Raw genomic sequence first — 19,032 nt, 5'->3', positions numbered from 1 at the left:
ATATTCCGGTTAGCCGCTAAGTTTGCGGCTAACTGAACTTCTGCTATATGCTTACCACTGCTCCCGCTCCGCTTCGCTCCGGCGACCAAGTAGCCATTGTGTGTCCTGCCCGCAAAGCCTCACACGAGGAGTTGGCCGCCGCCGTGGCGCTGCTGGAAAGCTGGGGCCTGCGCGTGGTGCTGGGTGAAAGTACCAACGTGGCGCATCACCAGTTCGGCGGCGACGATGAACTGCGCCGGCGCGACATTCAGTTGCAGCTCGACAACCCTGCCATCCGGGCGCTGCTGTGCGCCCGCGGCGGCTACGGCACCACCCGCATCATCGACCAGCTCGATTTTTCGCGCTTTCAGCAAGACCCCAAATGGGTGGCTGGCTTCTCTGATATTACCACTCTCAACTGCCATTTGCTGGCGCTGGGCCACCAGAGCATTCACGGCGTGATGCCGCTGCTGTTTCACCAGGAGGGTGCCGAAGAATCGGTGGAGAGCTTGCGCCGGGCGCTGTTCGGTGAGCCAGTGGCCTACCAGGTAGCGCCGCACCAACTCAACCGCTTCGGCACGGCCACGGGTGAGCTAGTAGGCGGCAACCTTAGCTTACTCCAGACTTTGACCGGCACTGCTTCCGATGTGCCCACGGCTGGCCGCATTCTGTTCATCGAGGATATCGACGAGTACCTCTATGCCATTGACCGGATGATGGTGCACCTGGAGCGTACCGGCAAGCTGCGCCACCTGGCCGGGCTGCTGGTGGGCCATTTCAGCAACCCCCAGGACAATACCGTGCCCTACGGCCAGACGCCCAACGAAATCATTCAGCACTACGCCAACAAGTACGATTTTCCGGTGGCCCACAACTTCCCTGTCGGACACGAACCCCAGAACATGGCCCTGATTTGCGGCCGTGAAGCGCATTTGGTAGTGGATGCGCAAGGCGCCCGGCTAACGTATGCATAGCAGCAGGCCCTTGCGCTTGTACCCGTTGCGGCTCCTAGGCAATATCCTTATAAGGCCTTTTCGGCCAGTTACGGTACATTTCTCTGAACGTAGCGTTTAACTCAGCAAGCTCAAGCGGATAATATATTTTCGCCTGATTGTCAGCAAACAATTCAGACCATATATAATAATCCATATGCCTCATCTTGCTAAATTCTTTTTGCTCATTGATAAATGATTTTTCTATCAACAGCAATGCTTTTAACCGAATAGAAAACGTAGTATCCTCCGTCAGTTCACTTAATAGCGCTTCGATACGCTCATATAATTCCACTACGCTTTTTTCATACGCTATATTCCCGGCACTGCCCTCCTCGTAGCTCCACTTATCCAACAAGACTACCGCTGCTTTGCGCTTTTCCTGCTTTACGGTATCCTCCAGACTATCCCACGTTAGTTCATCCAGCACCCTTTTGAGCAGAAACTTTTCTTGGTTTACAGATTCCGCTGCTCCGTGGGCGGCACTCAGCGCCAGCAGTTTCTCGTACTGCGCCGTCAACAATTCGAGCTGCTTTATTTTACTATCAAACATGAATCTATTCTTTATAGTACGCAACGGAGTTACACCTCTTCGAGGTAAATTTCCTTTACAAGCGGGTCGTCTTCCGTAAATCTGGGTCTGTAGCTTTTTGCGGTTACTTTGAATGATTTTTTCGATTTAAATAACACTTCATCTTCTGCTTTTGCCATAGACATTTCGGTGATATTTACGCCGGTTTTCGATTTTATTCTTAATACATATTCACCTTGTTTACGGTACATAAAATCATCCGCTATAACTTCTTCCAGGCTACTGGAAACAAAGTTTTCATATTCTAGTACGTCGCCTACTTCCGCGTTTTTAAATCTGTCAACCTCCGACTGCCCGGTGCCTCTTACCACCCACTCCTGAAATTTAGGGAGCTTATCAAGTGCCGCATTCAATACTTTTTCCTGAGCCGTGAAAAATGGTGTCATCGGCTGTTCACCCCTTAAAGCCAGATTGAAGTTTCTGTACCCTTCCCCAGTGGTATAGAAGGCAATAACTGCCTGCTCTTCCGCCGAAATAAGATCAGGATACTCCCTCTTTATTGTGCCTGATGCTATCTGATTGCGAATTTCAATGAGCGTATTGTTGCTGAACAACAACTCAACATCCGTTACGGGCAACTTCTGCATCAAGGCACTTGCCGCAGTTGCAACTGCTACTGGCAGGCCGTGCGTGCCGGGGGCTGGCATTACAAACTCGCCGGCGCCGCCACTGTCGCGGCCCATTTCCTGGGGGGCCAGGGCAAACTGCACCACCCAGCTGGGCTCGGTGCCGTTGGTGCCGGTGGCATCAAAATATTCGGTGAAGCGGTGCAGGCTGGCCTCCCGAAACCAGACGTTGATAAAGGTACCTTGCCCGTCGGTGCGCTGGTAGGCTGCGTGGCCATCCAGCACCACGTACGGGTCGGAGGCGGCCTGCGAGAGTTCGGCAAGCTGTGCTTGATTAGCCAGCACCTCAATCAGCAAGGAACCGAACCGCACTTTGCTGCTGGGCCGGCCCCGGTGGTCTTGCTGCTGCTGCCACTGGTAATAGCTGCGCTGGATGGGTAACCGCAGATTCAGGGAGGACAGATATAAAGTGCCCTCGAAGGAGGCATTAATCATATAAGCATACGGGTAGTTACGGGTAAGCTACGGTTTTCCGGCCGCTTCTCGCAATCTACTGGCTAGTACGCCGCTGCTACTCGCTGGGGTATGGGCCGGGTTCAGCAGGCGCAGCGCACAAGCCACTCCCCTGCCCGAGGCCGACTCAATAAGCTTATTGCCTGCACATTAGCTACTCCCCGTAAATCGTCTGCAACACGGTTTGGCCTACTGCTTTGAGGGTACGCTTATCGATGTTGGCCAGGTTGTCTTGGGTGGTGTGGTGGTAGGCGGGGAAGGTTTCGTCGCCGAAAGGCAGCGTGTCAATTATGTCGATGGTACGGACGCCGGCTTGGTTGGTGTACACGTGGTCGTCGGTGATGCCCACCATGTCTTTGAACAGGAAGTAGTCGGAGTAGCCGAGCTGGGAGGCCAGGTTCCAGACTTTATCCACCACGTCGCGCGCTTTTTCCAACGACTGGCCTTCGCGGCTGAACTTGCCGTTTTTGGCCCCTACCATATCGAGCAGAATCCCGAACTCGGGCTTGTAGTTGGTGGGCACCATGTTTTTGGCCCAGTACTGGGAGCCCAGGCACCAGCTGGAGCCGCCCTGCGCTTCGAGGTTGGCCAACTGGTTTTTCAGTTCACCCTGGGTGCTGGAATCGTAGCCGTAATCTTCGGAGTCGAATAAGATGAAATCGACACCCACGGCGGGCGTGAGGCTGTCGGGCTGCGCGGCCAGCAGGCGTGCCATTTCCAGGGCAATACCTACGCCGCTGGCCCCGTCGGAAGCGCCATCGAACGGCGCGTTTTTCTGCTGCTTGTCTTTGTCGGCGAAGGGGCGGGTGTCCCAGTGCGTGAAAATGGTAACGCGGCGGGCGGCCTGGGGCTGAAACTGAGCAATGATGTTGCGCGACTTCAGCATCTTGCCATCGAAGGCCATGGCCTCAAACGGCTGCTCCCGCACCGACAGCCCGTAGCTCTTGAACTTGCCGATAACCCAGTCGCCGGTTTTCACGTGGGCCGCCGAGTTGGGCACCCGCGGCCCAAACGCTACCTGCTTGGCCACGTAGGCATAGGCCGAGTCGGGGTTGAAGCTGGGCGCGGCCGGCAGCGTTGCCTGTTCCGGCGCCGAGGTTTCGGTGTTAGGCTTCTTGTTATCGAAGCAGCCGGTGAGCAGCAGGGCCGCCAGCGCGACAGGAGCAAAACGGGTGAGTTTCATGGTAGATGGTTTGCTTAATAGGCCGTCATGCTGAGCGAAGCCGAAGCATCTCGCGTACTGACGAAAGAATAGTATTTACTACACTAGCGAGATGCTTCGGCTTCGCTCAGCATGACGTTCTTCACTATTCTCTTTACTCTTCACTATACGCCCAATCGATGCCGGCTTTCGTGTCTTTCACCACGATGCCCTGCGCCTTGAGCGCCGCCCGAATCTGGTCTACTTTGTCGTAAGCCTTGGTGGCTTTGGCTTCCTGGTAGAATTCCAGCGTGAGGCTGAGCAAGTCTTCGGCACTGGCACGCGGCTCGTCTACTAAACCCAGCACATCCTGCACCAGCGCCTGGTAAGCCTCAGTGGCTTCCTGCACGGCGGCGGCGCTTACCGTGGCCAACGTGGCCGGGTTGGCATAGAAACCGTTGAGCTTGCGCAGCAGATTGAACAGGCTGGCAATGGCACGGGCCGTATTCAGGTCGTCGTTCAAGCCCACAAAGCAGTCGGCTACCAGCTTGCGCAGCTCGGCGTCGGCAGCGGTAGTGTCGGGGGCTTTGCCTTCGGTGACGGGAGCCAGCGTGCGGGCCTTAATGATGTCCGAAGAGAGGCTAAGCTCGCGCAGCTTATCCAGCAGGCGAAGGCCGTTCATGAGCTTGCGGTAGCCTTTGCGGGCTGCCTGCAAGCCTTCATCAGTAATATCCACGGTGCTGCGGTAGTGCGCTTGCAGCAAAAAGAAGCGCACTGTCATGGGCGAATAGGCCTGGGCCAGTGTGGCGTTGGTACCCTCGAACAACTCACTGATGGTGATGAAGTTGCCGAGCGACTTGCTCATCTTGGCTCCGTTCACCGTAATCATGTTGTTGTGCATCCACACCTGCGCTTCGTTGGTGGGGTGGTTGCAGGCCTGGCTCTGGGCAATTTCGCACTCGTGGTGTGGGAACATCAGGTCCAAACCGCCGCCATGAATGTCGAACTCGGCGCCGAGGTACTTGCGGCTCATGGCCGAGCACTCCAGGTGCCAACCCGGAAACCCGTCGCCCCAGGGCGAGGGCCAGCGCATGAGGTGGCGCTCATCGGCTTGCTTCCACAGCGCAAAATCCAAGGGGCTGCGCTTTTCCTGCTGCCCGGTGAGGTTGTCGCGCGAGCCGGCCAGCAGCTCCTCTACTACGCGGTTGGAGAGCTTGCCGTAGCCGCGGCCGGCCTCGTTGTAGGCGGGCACATCAAAGTACACCGAGCCGTTCACCTCGTAGCCAAAGCCGTTGCTGATGATTTCCTGAATCATCTCAATCTGCTCGATGATGTGGCCGCTGGCGCGGGGCGTAATATCGGGCGGCAAGCAGCCCAGGGCCTCCATGTGGCTTTGGTAGAGGTTGGCGTACTGCTCGGCTACCTGCATGGGCTCCAGCTTTTGGGCCTTGGCGCGCTTGCTGATTTTGTCTTCACCTTCATCGGCGTCGCCTTCCAGGTGGCCCACATCGGTGATGTTGCGGACGTAGCGCACGGTGTAGCCTAAGTGGCGCAGGTAGCGCGTCAGCACGTCAAACACCACCGGGCCGCGGGCATTGCCCACGTGCGCCTCGCTGTATACGGTTGGGCCGCAGAGGTACACGCCCACGAAGGGAGCGTGCAGGGGTTGGAACGGGGCTTTGCGGCGGGTAAGCGTATTATAAAGCGAGAGTGAGGGCTGCATGCGGCAAAAGTATGACGGATTTCAACGGCTTCGTTGATTGAGGCGGATTTCGTGACGGAAGCTATTGGCTTTAACGCTGCAAAAATAGCGGAACAGAATAGGCCATTAGAAGTGCTTCAACAAGCCCGAATTTTAGATGTTTCAGGTGGTTTTTCAGGCAACTAAGTTTATAAGCCACCCCAAACAGCACAAAAGCGAAAGTCAGGAGTACATAAAGTTCATTTCGTAGTTCTAGAAGCACGGTTTGCAGTACAAAACAACGGGGCTTCTGTGCTTCACTCACTACAGCTGGTAGCTGCGTTATTTCGGGGGCAGGCGGTACGTGACGGTGGAGGGGAAATGGTCGGAGTACGGAATTTCGTAGTGTACCCAGATGTCATCTACCAGCCACTCGGGGCCGGCAAACTGGTTGTCGATGCGCAGCAGGGGAACCTGGCCGTGGTAGGTGTGCCCGAAGCCGTTGCCCACGCTGGCCCAGGCGTTCTGGAACCGGTCGGCGAGTTGGTCGTAGCTGTAGCTGTAGGGCAGGTCGTTGAGGTCGGCGCAGAGCAGCAGCGGGTACGGGCTCCGCTCGAAACGGCGCACCAGCGTATCTACCTGCCAGGAGCGGGCCACCGCACCCCGCTTGAAGCGGCGCATCAGCCCCAGGCCTTTCCGCTTGAAACCGGCTTTGCTGGAGTAGCTGTCCACAATGTCGCGCTCATCGAGGCTCATGCTTTGCAGGTGGAAGTTGAACACCCGGATAGTATCGGCGGACGGCAGGCGCAAATCCACCCACATGGCGTGGTTCTGGCTTAGCTTACCGAAGCTGACCGTGCCACGCCGCAGGATGGGGTAGCGCGAGAAGATGGCAATGCCAAACTCGGCTCCCACCCGGTTGGTGAGCGTCCGGGACACGAAGCTCTGCCGGCCGGCTTGCTCGCCAATACGCTCCACACTGTTGAAGATGTTCTTCTCTTTGCTGGTGGACGTGCGCGGCTCGTTGTAGAACTCCTGAAGGCAGAGGATATCCGCCGGGTTGTCGGCCAGCCACTGTATCATCTGGCGCGACGAGTTCAACTCGGCGTCGCGCAGCTGCGGGTACACGTTGAAGATGCGCACGTTGGCCGACAGCACCCGTACCCGCTGCCCTGGTGCTGTGCTGGCCGGCGCTACTCGCAACGGATGCAGGGCCAGCCCCCGCTGGAAGTGCGGCCACGTGAGTATGGCCACCAGCAGCGGCAGCGTTGCCACCCGCCAGTTGCGCAGCAACCAGTACCCCACCGCCAGCAGGTTCAGCACCAGCGCCACAGGCAAGGTCAGGGCCCCGAAGGTAGCGGGCCAGAACGTGTAGGCGGGCACCTGCACGCAGGCAATGGCCACGAGCAGCCACCCAATAATCAGTAAGGTGCAGGTGAAAGCAAACGAACGACGCACGGCAGCAAGCGCACGGCTTTAGGCCATGCAGGACGAGCAAAGGTAAGACGGAACCGCCCAAGCTACCGGGCCCGATTCTTGCGCAGGAAATATGACCGGTTTTCGTTGTACTTTCAAGGTTGGAAGTGATGAGTAAATGGTTGCTGACTGCTGAATTGTTGCTTGTTACATTGCTGAATGCCTGCTTGCTGAGCGGTTGGTTTCTTAGGGGCACAACATCCCTGAAGCCAACCCATCCGAAGCACGCCAATCAGCTCAACCAACACATATAAGCTTTGCGCAAGCAACCGTTTACTAATTCATTGATCAGCAATTAGCCATTCATTCTATGCCATTCTTTACAGTACGCTTTCTTCTTTCCGGCTTGTCGCTGCTTATGGCGCCGTGCCTGCTGGCGGCACCCAAGCCAGCTGCAACTCCGGCCGCACCCTCAGCAGCATCGTTGGAGTTTGTGGAAAACAAAGGGCAGTGGGAAGGCCCCTCGCGGTACGCGGCGGCCCTGCCCGGCGGCCGGCTGTTTGTGGGCCCGGCGGGTTTCAGCTATTCCTTCCTCGACCCGGCTGCCCTGCGCGCCCACTCGCACCACAACCGGCAAGACCGCACCGCTTCTACCACTGCGCCCAGCGACGAGCTGCGGGGCCACTCCTACTCGGTTACGTTTGAAGGCGCCAACGCCGCGCCCGAGCTAGGTGGTGAGCAAGGCACAGCGGCACCCTACAATTACTTCCGTGGCTCCGACCCGAAGCGCTGGGCCAGCAACGCCCGTGGCTTCCGGCAGTTGCGCTACACCAACCTCTACCCCGGCATTGGGGCCACCCTCTACGAAAACGAAGAGCACCGCTTCGAATACGATTTCCAGGTGAAAGCCGGGGCCAAGCCCGCTGCCATCCGGCTCCGCTACACCGGTGCGGATAAGCTCACGCTCACTCCGGAAGGCAACCTACTGATTACTACCTCCGTGGGCAACGTAACCGAGCAGGCGCCCAAAGCCTGGCAGGACATTAATGGGCAGCGCGTAGCCGTGCCGTGCGCGTTCGAGCTGCAAGGCAGCACGGTGCGCTTTCAGCTGGGCAAGTACAACCAGCGCCACGCCCTCACCATCGACCCCACAGTTATATTCTCGTCCTTCACGGGTTCTACAGCCGACAACTGGGGCTTCACGGCTACCTACGATGCGCAGGGCAACATGTACTCGGGCGGGGCGGTATTCGATATTGGCTTCCCAACTAGCCCAGGGGCGTTTCGTACCACCTGGGCCGGCACTACCGATGTGGGCATCATCAAATACAACACGGCCGTTACGGGCGCCGCTTCCCGGCTGTATGCCACGTACCTGGGCGGCAGCAGCATGGACGTGCCGCACAGCATGGTGGTGAATCCGCAGGGCGAATTAGTGATTTTGGGTTCTACGGGCTCTGGCGGTTCTGGCAGCAACGCCTTCCCAACTACCGCCGGCGCCTACGACAACACCCACAACGGCGGCCCCCGCATCCTCCCCGACGAGTCGCCTAACTTCACGAGTTTTCTGTACCAAAACGGGGCCGATATTTTTGTTGCCAAGCTTTCGGCCACTGGCAGCACGCTCACTGGTAGTACCCTGCTGGGCGGTTCCGGCACCGATGGCGTGGTATCTACCCTGTCGGGCGGCCAAACCATTGATGGCCTGCCCGGCTGCCCGGTTATCAACTACGGTGACCAGTTCCGGGGCGACGTAACGACGGATGGCGACGGCAACGTGTATGTGGCCTCGGTTACCAACAGCCCTAATTTCCCGGCTACCGGCTACCGCACTTCGTTCCAGGGCGGGGCCTTCGATGCGGTGGTGGTGAAGTTTTCCGCCGACCTGCGCAGCCTGTTGTGGTCCACCTACTTAGGTGGGTCGGGGGCCGATGCGGCGTACTCGTTGCAGGTGGATGCCACGCGTGGCGTGTACGTGACGGGCGGCACCCTGAGTGCCAACTTCCCTACCACTACCGGCAGCCTGCGCCCTACACAGCTGGGCAACACGGATGGGTTTGTAACGCACCTGAGCAACACCGGCGGCGCCGTGCTTCAGTCGTCGTACATCGGCACTTCTGACTACGACCAGGCTTTCTTCGTGCAGCTCGATGCGGCCAGCAACGTGTACCTACTGGGGCAAACGCAGGGCAACATTCCTATTAGTGCCGGTTGCTATGGCGTGACCAATGGCCGGCAGTTCATCCAGAAGCTCGACCCAACCCTCAGCACCAGCCTCTACAGCACCCGGTTTGGGAGTGGCAACACGCTGCTTCCGGATATTTCACTGTCGGCTTTCCTGGTGGATGACTGTGAGCGGATTTACGTGAGCGGCTGGGGTGGCACCGTCAATTACCCAAACGCCGCCAGCAATAGCAGCGGCACTGCCGGCCTGCCCGTCACGCCCAACGCCATCCAGTCCACCACCGACGGCTCCGACTTCTACATCGTGCAGTTCCGGCCGGGCATGCAGTCCATTGAGTACGCTACGTTTTTTGGGGAGCGGGGCGGCCGTAGCGGCGAGCATGTAGACGGTGGCACTTCGCGCTTCGATAAGAAAGGCATGGTGTATCAGGCGGTGTGCGGCGGCTGCGGCGGCACCTCGGCTTTCCCGGTTCCGCCGGGCGCCAATACCTACTCCACCCGCAACAACAACACGAACTGCAACAACGCCGCTTTCAAAATTGACTTTGGCGTGGTGACGGCCGACCCCGGCCCCAGCCGTTACGTGTGCGTGAACAGCGCCCCCATCACGCTGGGCGGTACGCCAGCCGGCGGTATCTGGGCCGGACCAGGCGTAACGGCGCTGCCTGGTGGCGGCTACCAGTTTACGCCTTCGCCAGCTCGCATGGGCGTTTCTATGCTCACGTATTCGGTGGCCGCTACCGGTACCTGCGTAAGCACCCGCCCCCTGCGCATGACCGTTACGCCGGTGCGCACCATCACTGTGGCTCCTATTCCGCCGAAATGCGTGTCGTCGGGTAGCGTGAACCTGACGGCTACGCCGGTGGGCGGCACGTTCTCCGGCCCCGGCGTATCGGGCAGTATTTTCAACCCATCTGCGGCGGGCGTCGGCACTCATACCATCACGTATTCCATTTCCGATACGTTGGGCTGTGGTGTGGGCACCCAAACCGTGACGGTTAGCCTGCTGCCCGAAGTACGCGCCGGCCGAGATACCACCCTTTGCGCCGACCAGATACGCCCGTTTCAGATGCAAGGTATGACACCGGCTGGCGGCGTGTGGAGCGGCCCTGGAATGTCGGCGAGCGGCATGTTTACGCCACCGAATACCAACAACCGGGGCGGTATTTTCCAGCTGCGCTACACCTACTCGCTGAACGGCTGCGAAAACGTGGCTACCCGCACGGTGGTGCTGGCGCCCACTTCGGCTACCAACGTGCCGCTGAATTTGCCGGTGTGCTCGGCCTCGCCCAATTACGCTGGCATGGCGCCGTTCAACTGTCAGTTTGAACCCGTTTTAGCAGGCGGCACCTACAACTGGGACTTCGGCGACGGTACGCCGCATTCCACCGAAGCCAGCCCGCTGCACCTGTATGAGCAGCCGGGCACCTACAACGTGAAGCTGACCGCGCGCTACGCCGGCTGCGTGGTGGAAACGGCTTTTGCCCCGGTGCGGGTTGAGGAAATGAAGATGCCTAACATCATGACTCCCAACGGCGACTCGCTCAACGACGCGTTTAAGCCCCGGTTCAGCTGCAAGCCTACGCGCCTCCAGATGTTCAACCGCTGGGGCACGCTCGTGTACGAAACCCAGGACTACCACAACGACTGGACCGGCAAAGGCCTGCCCGACGGCGTGTACTATTACCTGCTACGCGACACCGACAACCGGCGCGCCAAAGGCTGGCTGGAACTGAAACGGTAAATCTTCTTCGGCAAGCGCCCTGCTCTTTTTCGTGAAGGGCAGGGCGCTTTCGTGTTTGCGGGCGGCGCGGGTCAACGTGCGTTAGCACTCCGGTTATTATCAACTATTCACTATTTACCCATGCGGCACCTTCTACTATTACTGGTTACCAATTACTTGTTGCTGTTCAGCGCACTAGCCGCCGAAAGCACTCCGGCACCCAAGCACCTGGAGTTTGTGGCCAACCAAGGCCAATGGGCGCCGCAGGTCCGCTTTGCGGGAGCCTTGGCCGCAGGGCAGCTATTCGCTGAGCCCACGGGCTTCACTTACGCCCTATACAACCCCCATACACTCCCCACCGATTCGGGAGGGCAGCACACGAGCAGGCCGGGTAGGCTCCGCTGCCACGCGTATTCAGTCACTTTTGCGGGTGGCCAGCCAGTTTCCCCGGAGGGCTTGGAGCCTACCACTGAAGTGCGCAACTATTTTCTGGGGCAGAACACGACACAGTGGGCCAACAACGTGCGCAGCTTTCGGCGCCTGCATTACCCCAATATCTACCCCGGCACCGACGCCTACGTGTATGAAAACTCAGGCGGGCAGCTGGAATACGACTTTGTACTGGCCCCCGGTGCCCAGCCCACCGCCATCCAGCTCCGCTACACCGGCCCCTACCAGCTAGCGTTGAGCGCAGAAGGCAACTTGCTGGTGCGCACGTCGGTGGGCACGGTAACCGAGCAGGCTCCCAAGGCGTGGCAGGACATCAACGGGCAACGCGTGGCGGTGCCGTGCGCGTTCGAGCTGCGCGGCAACACGGTGCGTTTCCGGCTAGGCGCCTTCGATACCACGCGCCCTCTCACCATCGACCCCACCGTGGTATTTGCCACATTCACGGGCTCCACCGCCGATAACTGGGGTTTCACGGCCACGCACGATGCCCAGGGCAACCTATATTCGGCGGGCGTTGTGTTTGGCGCTGGCTACCCGGCCTCCCCCGGTGCCTACGACCGGAGCTACGCGGAAGCTGCCGACATTGCCATCATCAAGTACAACACCCAGGTGCAGGGCGCGGGCGCCCGCCTGTATGCTACTTACCTGGGCGGCTCGGGCACCGAGGCCCCACACCGGCTAACGGTATCAGCTAGTGGAGACCTGGTGATTTTGGGCACGACTAGCTCCTCGAACTTCCCGGTTTCGGCGCAGGCCTACAGCCGCAGCTTTGCAGGTGGACCCAGTATTTCGCCCGATGAAGTGCACTATAGCCGCGGGGCCGACTTGTTTGTGGCCCGGCTTAGCGCCACGGGCGGGGCACTGCAAGCTACATTTCTGGGAAGCAATGCTACCGACGGCTTCGTGGTGGCAAGTACCCTGGCCGGCAGCCCACCGGTAACCAACGGGCCGTTTCGGTTTCTGGGCGACGTGGCCCTGGCTGCCGACGGCGGTATTGTGCTGGCTTCGGTGACCGGGCCTGGCAATTTCCCGGCCGTAGCTGGGTACAGCACCACTTTTCGGGGCGGTGCTTCCGATGCCGTGGTTTGCAAGCTGAGCGCCGACCTGCGCCAATTGGTGTGGAGTACTTACTTGGGCGGCAGCGGGTCAGATGCGGCTTATGCCTTGCAGTTCGATGCGGCTGGCCGCATCTACGTGGTAGGCTCCACTTTTAGCTCCGATTTTCCGGTTACGGCCGGAGCGTACCGGCCGCTGGCCACCGGCTTCAACGATGGGTTTGTGGTGCGCTTAAGCGCCGACGGGCGCAGCCTGGAACGGGCGTGTGTGCTCGGCACTGCCACCTACGATAATGCCAGTTTGCTACAGCTCGATGCCACTGGGCAGGTGTACGTGCTAGGCAATACCGCCGGCCGCATGCCCCTCTCGCCTGGGCACTTCACCGAGGGAGGCAACGTGTACCTGCAAAAGCTCGACCCCGACCTTAGCCGCAGCTTGTTTATCACGCAGTTTGGCGATGCCAGCGGCATTGCGACGTCGTACTTGCAGCCCACTGCTTTCGGGCTTGATGCCTGCGGCCGGCTGCGTATTGCGGGCATCGGCTCCCGGTCGGTGTGTACATTTCAACTCAGTGCCGATGCGGTGGCGCTGGAGGCGCGCGGCACTTTTGGCGGCGACCATGTGCACGGCCAGAGCCGCTTTGACAGCGAAGGCACGCTGTATCAGGCGGTGTGCGGCAACTGCGAAGTGCGCACGGGCCTACAGTTTCAGGTACCACCAGGGGCCAACTATTACTCGCTCACCAACAATGCCGTCCGCAACTGCAACGATGCTTCTCTGAAAATACGTTTTCCAGCCCTCGTGGATGGAGCTTTACCACCGGCTATCCTCTGTCAGAACGCAGTACCTCTGCTACTGGGCGGCACGCCGGCGGGGGGCACTTGGAGTGGGACCAGCGTGGCACTTGGCCCTGACGGACAATATTATTTCACTCCCACGCCCGCGCTGCTCGGCACCTACACCCTGCGTTATACGCTGCCGGCAGGGGCTGTTGCCTGTTCTTCGCCCACCCAAACCTTGGCCGTTACCGTTCGTACGCCCAGCACCGTCACGTTCACTACGTTGCCGGCCACGCCGGTATGCGTCAACAATGAGTTTGCCGTATCGTTGGTAGGCACGCCGGCAGGGGGTATTTTTTCGGGGCCGGGGGTTGAAGGCGGGGTGTTTCGGCCGACGCTGGCCGGGCCTGGCACGCATACGCTTACGTACACCCTCAATACAAGCACGCAATGCGGCAGCGCCACCCGGGCCGTTACGGTGCTGCCAATCCCTACCGTAGCAGCTGGCCCCGACACGGTGCTGTGTGGCATGCCGGCTGCTCCTTTTCGCCTGGCGGGTGCCTCTCCGGCCGGTGGCACCTGGAGCGGCCGGGGCGTATCGGCCGACGGGGTGTTTGATGCGGCTGCGGTGCTGCGCTTGGTGGCGGGCCCCAGCAACAACTACCTCACGTACACCGTCAGGAATTCCTTGGGCTGCACGGCCACTGCTCGGCGGACGGTTACGCTGGTACCCGACGTAACGGCCACCGCCACTGAATTGGGGGCCCCTGCCTGTACCTTCCGGCCCGACTGGGCTGGGCTGGCGCCGTTTCGTGTTGAATTTCCGCAGACGGCCAACGGAGTGGGAATTTACACCTGGTCGTTTGGCGACGGCACCACCGAGGTGCTTACTCAATTTCAGACTGGTATCACCCACACCTACAGCCAGCCCGGCACCTACGCCCCCGTTCTGTCGGTACGCTACGGGCCCGCTTGCACCACCCAGTTGTCGTTCAGGCCCTTCACCGTGGGAGAAGCGCAGGATTTGCCCAACATCATCACGCCCAACGGCGACTCGAAAAACGACACTTTTGTTCAGCGCTGGAGCTGTGAGCCACCTGCCTTGCGCATCTTTTCCCGCTGGGGTTCTTTGCTGTATTCCACTGCTGCTTACCACAACGATTGGAACGCCGCTGGTTTAGCCGATGGAGTATATTACTACGAGTTACGCGGAGCAGACAACCGGCGCGCCAAGGGCTGGCTGGAAGTGAAGAGGTGAGGTGCCTGCCATGCTAAATTTGCACTCCGGTTTTCCACTTCGCATAACACGCTTCAGTATTTCAGCTTTTTCTATCCTGTTCACTACCGCACCATTCTATGTGGAGAAAACTACTGTTGCTAGCTGCTGTTGGTGGCTTTTTTATTGAATCAACTCACGCCCAGGTGCCAGTAGCCGCGGCGCCCAGCCTGGAGTTCATCGAGAACCGGGGGCAGTGGCCGGAGCCGGTGCGCTACTCAGCTGATATTCCGAGTGGGCGGCTGTTTCTGGAGCCCGGCGGCCTCACGTATTCGTTGCTGGCCGATGTACCCCATGCGCATGCCGGCCAGCCACAACCCGCTGCCACTACTGCCCTCAAGGCCCACGCGTTGCGCGTTACGTTTGAAGGCGGTGCGCCGCAGCCAGCACTAAAGCCTGAAACCCAAACCGCTGAAGTCCGGCACTATCTGCGCGGCAACGACCCCAAGCACTGGGCCCGGAACGTGCCCGGGTTTCGGGAGTTGCGCTATGCCGGCATCTGGCCCGGCATTGGGGCGCACTTCTACGAAAACCAGAACCAGCAGCTGGAATACGACTTCGAACTGGCCGCCAACGCCCAACCCGCCGCCATCCAACTCCGCTACGATGGCGCCGACGCGCTTCGCCTCACTTCTGACGGTAGCTTGGAAATCAGTACTTCAGTGGGCATAATTCGGGAGCTAGCGCCCAAAGCCTGGCAAACCGATGCCACCGGTCACCGCCGCGAGGTGTCCTGCGCCTACGTGCTAGACGGGCAGACTATCCGCTTCCAACTCGGGACCTACGACCGGCAGCAGCCTCTCACCATCGACCCAACCGTGGTATTTTCCACCTACACCGGCGCCACCAACGACAATTGGGGTTTCACGGCTACTTATGATGCGCAGGGCAATATGTACTCGGGCGGTATTGTGTTCGGGCCGGGTTACCCAACTACAGTGGGCGCTTACCAGACGTCGTTCAACAACGTCATTGACATTGGCATCATCAAGTACAACACCGCTACCACCGGTCCGGCGGCACGGGTGTGGGCCACCTACCTGGGCGGTTCACAGGCTGATTTTCCGCACAGCTTGGTAGTTGGTAGTCAAGGCGACTTGTTCATGCTCGGCACCACATCTTCCCTTGACTACCCAACCACCACCGGCGCCTACGACCGTACCTACAACGGCGGCACTCCTACCAGTGTATTCAACGCCACCTTGCCAAATGGTTCCGATTTGGTGGTGACCCGCCTCAGCAACAACGGCAGCACCTTGGGCGGCTCCACCTTTGTTGGGGGCTCTGCCAACGACGGCTTGTTAGCCACCACTGGCATTCCTTCCCTGGTTCAGAATTACGGCGACACGTTCCGGGGCGACATTCAGCTGGATGCCAACGACAATATCTACATAGCCTCTAATAGTGCTTCCACAGACTTCCCTGTCAGCAATGGCTTAGGCCGCACGTTTCAGGGTGGCGGGCTAGATGCCGTGGTGTGCAAGCTAAATGCTACGGCCAGCACCTTGCTCTGGAGCAGCTTCTTGGGTGGGTCTGGCACCGATGCAGCGTACTCGCTCCAACTTGGCGCTACCGGCAACGTGTACGTCAGCGGCGGCACTAGCAGCACCAACTTCCCCACCACTGCCGGCACCCTGAACCCCACGGCGCGGGGCGGTATTGATGGCTTCGTGGCGCGCATTAGCCAGTTGGGTACTTTACTGGAGAAATCAACCTATTTGGGTACTACTGCTTACGACCAAGCGTATTTTGTGCAGCTTGATGCCAGCGGTGCGGTGTACCTGCTGGGCCAGTCTTTGGGTAGCTACCCGGTTACGGCGGGGCGTTACCAGAACCCTGGAAGCAAGCAATTCATTCATAAGCTCGACGCCGACCTGAGCATAACCAGCTTTTCCACCGTGTTTGGCAGCGGCCGTTCCACTATTGATATTTCGCCTACGGCGTTTCTGGTTGACCAGTGCAACCGCATTTACGTGAGCGGCTGGGGCGGCAGTACCAACCAAGGCACTCCTGGTAACGGCAACACGCAGACTCTACCCATCACAACCAATGCCGTACAAAGCACCACTGATGGCAACGATTTCTACCTGCTCCAGCTTGCCCCAGATGCTACCCGCCTCGACTATGCCACCTATTTCGGCCAAAACGGCGGCGGCGACCATGTAGACGGTGGCACTTCGCGCTTCGACCCGCGCGGCGTAGTGTACCAGGCGGTGTGTGCCTGCGGCCGGACCAGCGGTTTTCCCATACCACCCGGTGCGGGCACCTATTCAACTACTTCGGGCTTCTCTAACTGCAACAATGCCGCCTTCAAAATCGACTTTGAGACGGTAACGGTAATTGCGGGCACCAACCGTAACGTGTGCGTAGCCTCAGCCCCACAACCGCTCCTCGGCTCCCCGGCGGGGGGCACCTGGACCGGGCCAGGCGTGTCAGGTTCCGTAGCCACGGGCTTTGTATTTACACCCACGCCAGCTTTGCTGGGCATCCAGACACTCACTTACACAGTTACCGGCGTAGGGCCATGCGGTGGAGTTTCCACGCTACAGTTGACGGTGGTTCCTTCGCCGTCAGCTGCTTTTACAGCGCCAACCCAAACTTCGTTCTGTATCAGCCAAAGCGCACTGCCCAGCATTTCGTTGGCTGCCACTCCGGCGGGCGGTACATTCTCAGGACCAGGAGTAACAGGCAGTTTGTTCAACCCCAACTTAGCCGGACCAGGTACACATATTCTTACCTATACTGTCAATTCCGCTGGCTGTATTTTGCAAACTACCCAAACAGTAACGATTGTCCGAGCCACAACTGGTCCTGCTTTCACGGTTTGCTCCAACGGTATACCCACACCGCTAACTGGGTCACCGGTGGGAGGAGTATGGAGCGGGCCGGGCGTATCGGGGTCAATAGGCACCGGCTTCGTATTTACGCCTACAGCAGCACTGGTTGGGACACAATCACTCACTTACACTATTACGGGCACTAGCGGCTGCACTAGCACGGCTACTCTTATAGCTACAGTGCAGCAGTATAGCACGTTCACGCCCCCCACTCTCCCGGGCTACTGCATCACTACTACTACGCCCATTTCTCTCCCTGGTAGCGCCCTGTGGAGTGGGCCAGGAGTACGGGGGCCCTCAAGCACAGGCTTTACATTTACGCCTTCGTTAGCCGGAACCGGCACTTTTTCGCTTAGCTATACAACTGGCTTTGGCCCTTGTGATATTTCAGGCACCATCCCCGTCACGATTTCCAGTCCTGCTGTAATCAGTTTACCGCCCGATACGATACTTTGCCCCGGCACCACCCAAGCCTTCCGCCTGCGTGCCACTCCAGCCGGCGGCACCTGGACCGGTCCAAACGTGAGTAGCACGGGTGTTTTCACACCACCTGCTGGCTTCACTGGCTCAGTTACACTCACTTACGCCATTACAACGGGAGTGTGCACCAGCGCAGCCACGCGCCGGGTAAGCGTAGCGCCAGCACCGACCTACGCGGCCCGCTGGGAACCCGAGCTATGCGCCGAAACCCGTCAGGCTCCGCTCACGGTACGCTTCTCCGACCCGCTCAATAACTTCTCCGGTGTCCGTTGGGACTTCGGCGACGGTACGCAAGGTAGCGGCAACAACGTTACGCACGTGTACACCCAGCCAGGCCGCTATACTCCACGCCTCACGCGGCCCTTCAACAATGGGCTGTGTGCTGTTGAGCTTGACTTACCAGTAGTAGAAGTCACCAAGGCCTACGAAATCCCCAACATCATCACCCCGAACGGTGACCCCAAAAACGAATATTTCAGAGCAACCAACGGCTGCCCGGCACAATTACAAGTGTTTTCGCGTTGGGGAAATAAGGTCTTTGAAGCCGCCAACTATCAAAACGACTGGAATGGTGGCAAACTACCCAACGGCGTCTACTATTATCTGCTGCGCCAAGCAGATGGCACTTCCGTCAAAGGCTGGCTGGAAATAAGTCGGTAGCCGCTCTTTCACGCCTAAGCGCTATGCCTCGTTCCGGGGTCCGCTTGCTTTCAGCAGTTAATTAGCGTATATTTGCGCAGTATTCTGAATTGTGAAGAGGGGACGCAGGTCCCCTCTTTCTTTTATCATCCGGTTCAAGTTTCAATGAATTTCGATCAAAAGCGCATTGCAGAGATGCTTCAGGACAGCCTCGCCGGCTTCGAGCTATTCGTAGTCGATCTAAGCGTGTCTGATGCTGTTCGGCCCAAAATCACCGTCACCCTCGACGGCGAGCAGGGCTTGGGCATTGAGGAGTGCGCGCAGGTAAGCCGCCGGTTGGCCCGTCGCATTGATGAGGCCTACGGCGAAGATGCCACCTATTCGCTGGAAGTCACCTCTCCCGGTGCCGACCAGCCCCTCTCCGACCCGCGCCAATACACCCGGCACGTAGGCCGCACGCTCAGCCTGAAGCTGGCCGATGGCACCGAAAAAACTGGTGCACTGGAAGCTACCTCCCCCGAGGGCATTCAACTGGCCGAAGTGATAAAAGAGAAAAACAAGCAGAAAACGCTACCCGCTGTACTGATACCCTTTGTCGATATCCAGGAAGCCCGAGTAGTTATTTCCTTCAAGTAAAATAGTAAATTGCTGATTGTTAATTGTTGACTACTACTCTGCTGGTGCATATCAGCAGTAGCAAGCAGCCAGCCCCACCCAACAAGCAGCAA

General features: G+C 58.9%; 10 protein-coding genes. 5 read left to right on the top strand and 5 right to left on the bottom strand.

Features of this window, described 5'->3' with window-relative positions; translation table 11 throughout:
• Nucleotides 1–47: 47 nt before the first annotated feature.
• The gene (locus J0X19_RS03630; protein ID WP_206981243.1) at nt 48–953 is read left to right on the top strand and encodes a S66 peptidase family protein; all 906 of its coding nucleotides are present in this window, start codon (nt 48–50) and stop codon (nt 951–953) included.
• A gap of 34 nt (nt 954–987) precedes the next feature.
• Here the strand turns inward: J0X19_RS03630 and J0X19_RS03625 are convergent, their stop codons facing one another.
• The 5 genes from J0X19_RS03625 to J0X19_RS03605 form a co-directional block, all read right to left on the bottom strand.
• A complete protein-coding gene (locus J0X19_RS03625; RefSeq protein WP_206981241.1) occupies nt 988–1,524 on the bottom strand; it encodes a hypothetical protein in 537 nt (178 codons plus the stop codon).
• A gap of 29 nt (nt 1,525–1,553) precedes the next feature.
• Nucleotides 1,554–2,624, bottom strand: coding sequence for a type VI secretion system tube protein TssD (gene tssD / locus J0X19_RS03620; RefSeq protein WP_206981239.1), 1,071 nt, complete (start codon nt 2,622–2,624; stop codon nt 1,554–1,556).
• A 172-nt stretch (nt 2,625–2,796) separates the two neighbouring features.
• Nucleotides 2,797–3,825, bottom strand: coding sequence for a M28 family peptidase (locus J0X19_RS03615; RefSeq protein WP_206981237.1), 1,029 nt, complete (start codon nt 3,823–3,825; stop codon nt 2,797–2,799).
• A 133-nt stretch (nt 3,826–3,958) separates the two neighbouring features.
• On the bottom strand, nt 3,959–5,506 hold the full coding sequence (gene cysS / locus J0X19_RS03610) for a cysteine--tRNA ligase (protein WP_206981235.1): 1,548 nt from the start codon (nt 5,504–5,506) through the stop codon (nt 3,959–3,961).
• A 300-nt stretch (nt 5,507–5,806) separates the two neighbouring features.
• Nucleotides 5,807–6,922, bottom strand: coding sequence for an endonuclease/exonuclease/phosphatase family protein (locus J0X19_RS03605; RefSeq protein WP_206981231.1), 1,116 nt, complete (start codon nt 6,920–6,922; stop codon nt 5,807–5,809).
• 328 nt (nt 6,923–7,250) lie between these two features.
• Between J0X19_RS03605 and J0X19_RS03600 the strand changes: the two genes are divergently transcribed.
• The 4 genes from J0X19_RS03600 (at nt 7,251) to J0X19_RS03585 (ending at nt 18,940) form a co-directional block, all read left to right on the top strand.
• Complete coding sequence (locus J0X19_RS03600) at nt 7,251–10,808, top strand: DUF7948 domain-containing protein (protein WP_206981230.1); 3,558 nt, start codon at nt 7,251–7,253, stop codon at nt 10,806–10,808.
• Between the two features lie 120 nt (nt 10,809–10,928).
• On the top strand, nt 10,929–14,330 hold the full coding sequence (locus tag J0X19_RS03595) for a DUF7948 domain-containing protein (protein ID WP_206981229.1): 3,402 nt from the start codon (nt 10,929–10,931) through the stop codon (nt 14,328–14,330).
• Nucleotides 14,331–14,428: 98 nt separating this feature from the next.
• Nucleotides 14,429–18,325, top strand: coding sequence for a DUF7948 domain-containing protein (locus tag J0X19_RS03590; protein ID WP_206981220.1), 3,897 nt, complete (start codon nt 14,429–14,431; stop codon nt 18,323–18,325).
• 144 nt (nt 18,326–18,469) lie between these two features.
• Nucleotides 18,470–18,940, top strand: coding sequence for a ribosome maturation factor RimP (locus J0X19_RS03585; RefSeq protein ID WP_242581954.1), 471 nt, complete (start codon nt 18,470–18,472; stop codon nt 18,938–18,940).
• Nucleotides 18,941–19,032 lie beyond the last annotated feature (92 nt).

The organism is Hymenobacter telluris, from assembly GCF_017313265.1.
Taxonomy (GTDB): Bacteria; Bacteroidota; Bacteroidia; order Cytophagales; family Hymenobacteraceae; genus Hymenobacter; species Hymenobacter telluris.
Note: the sequence above shows the minus strand (reverse complement) of the source record. Positions and strands in the feature narration are given on the sequence as shown.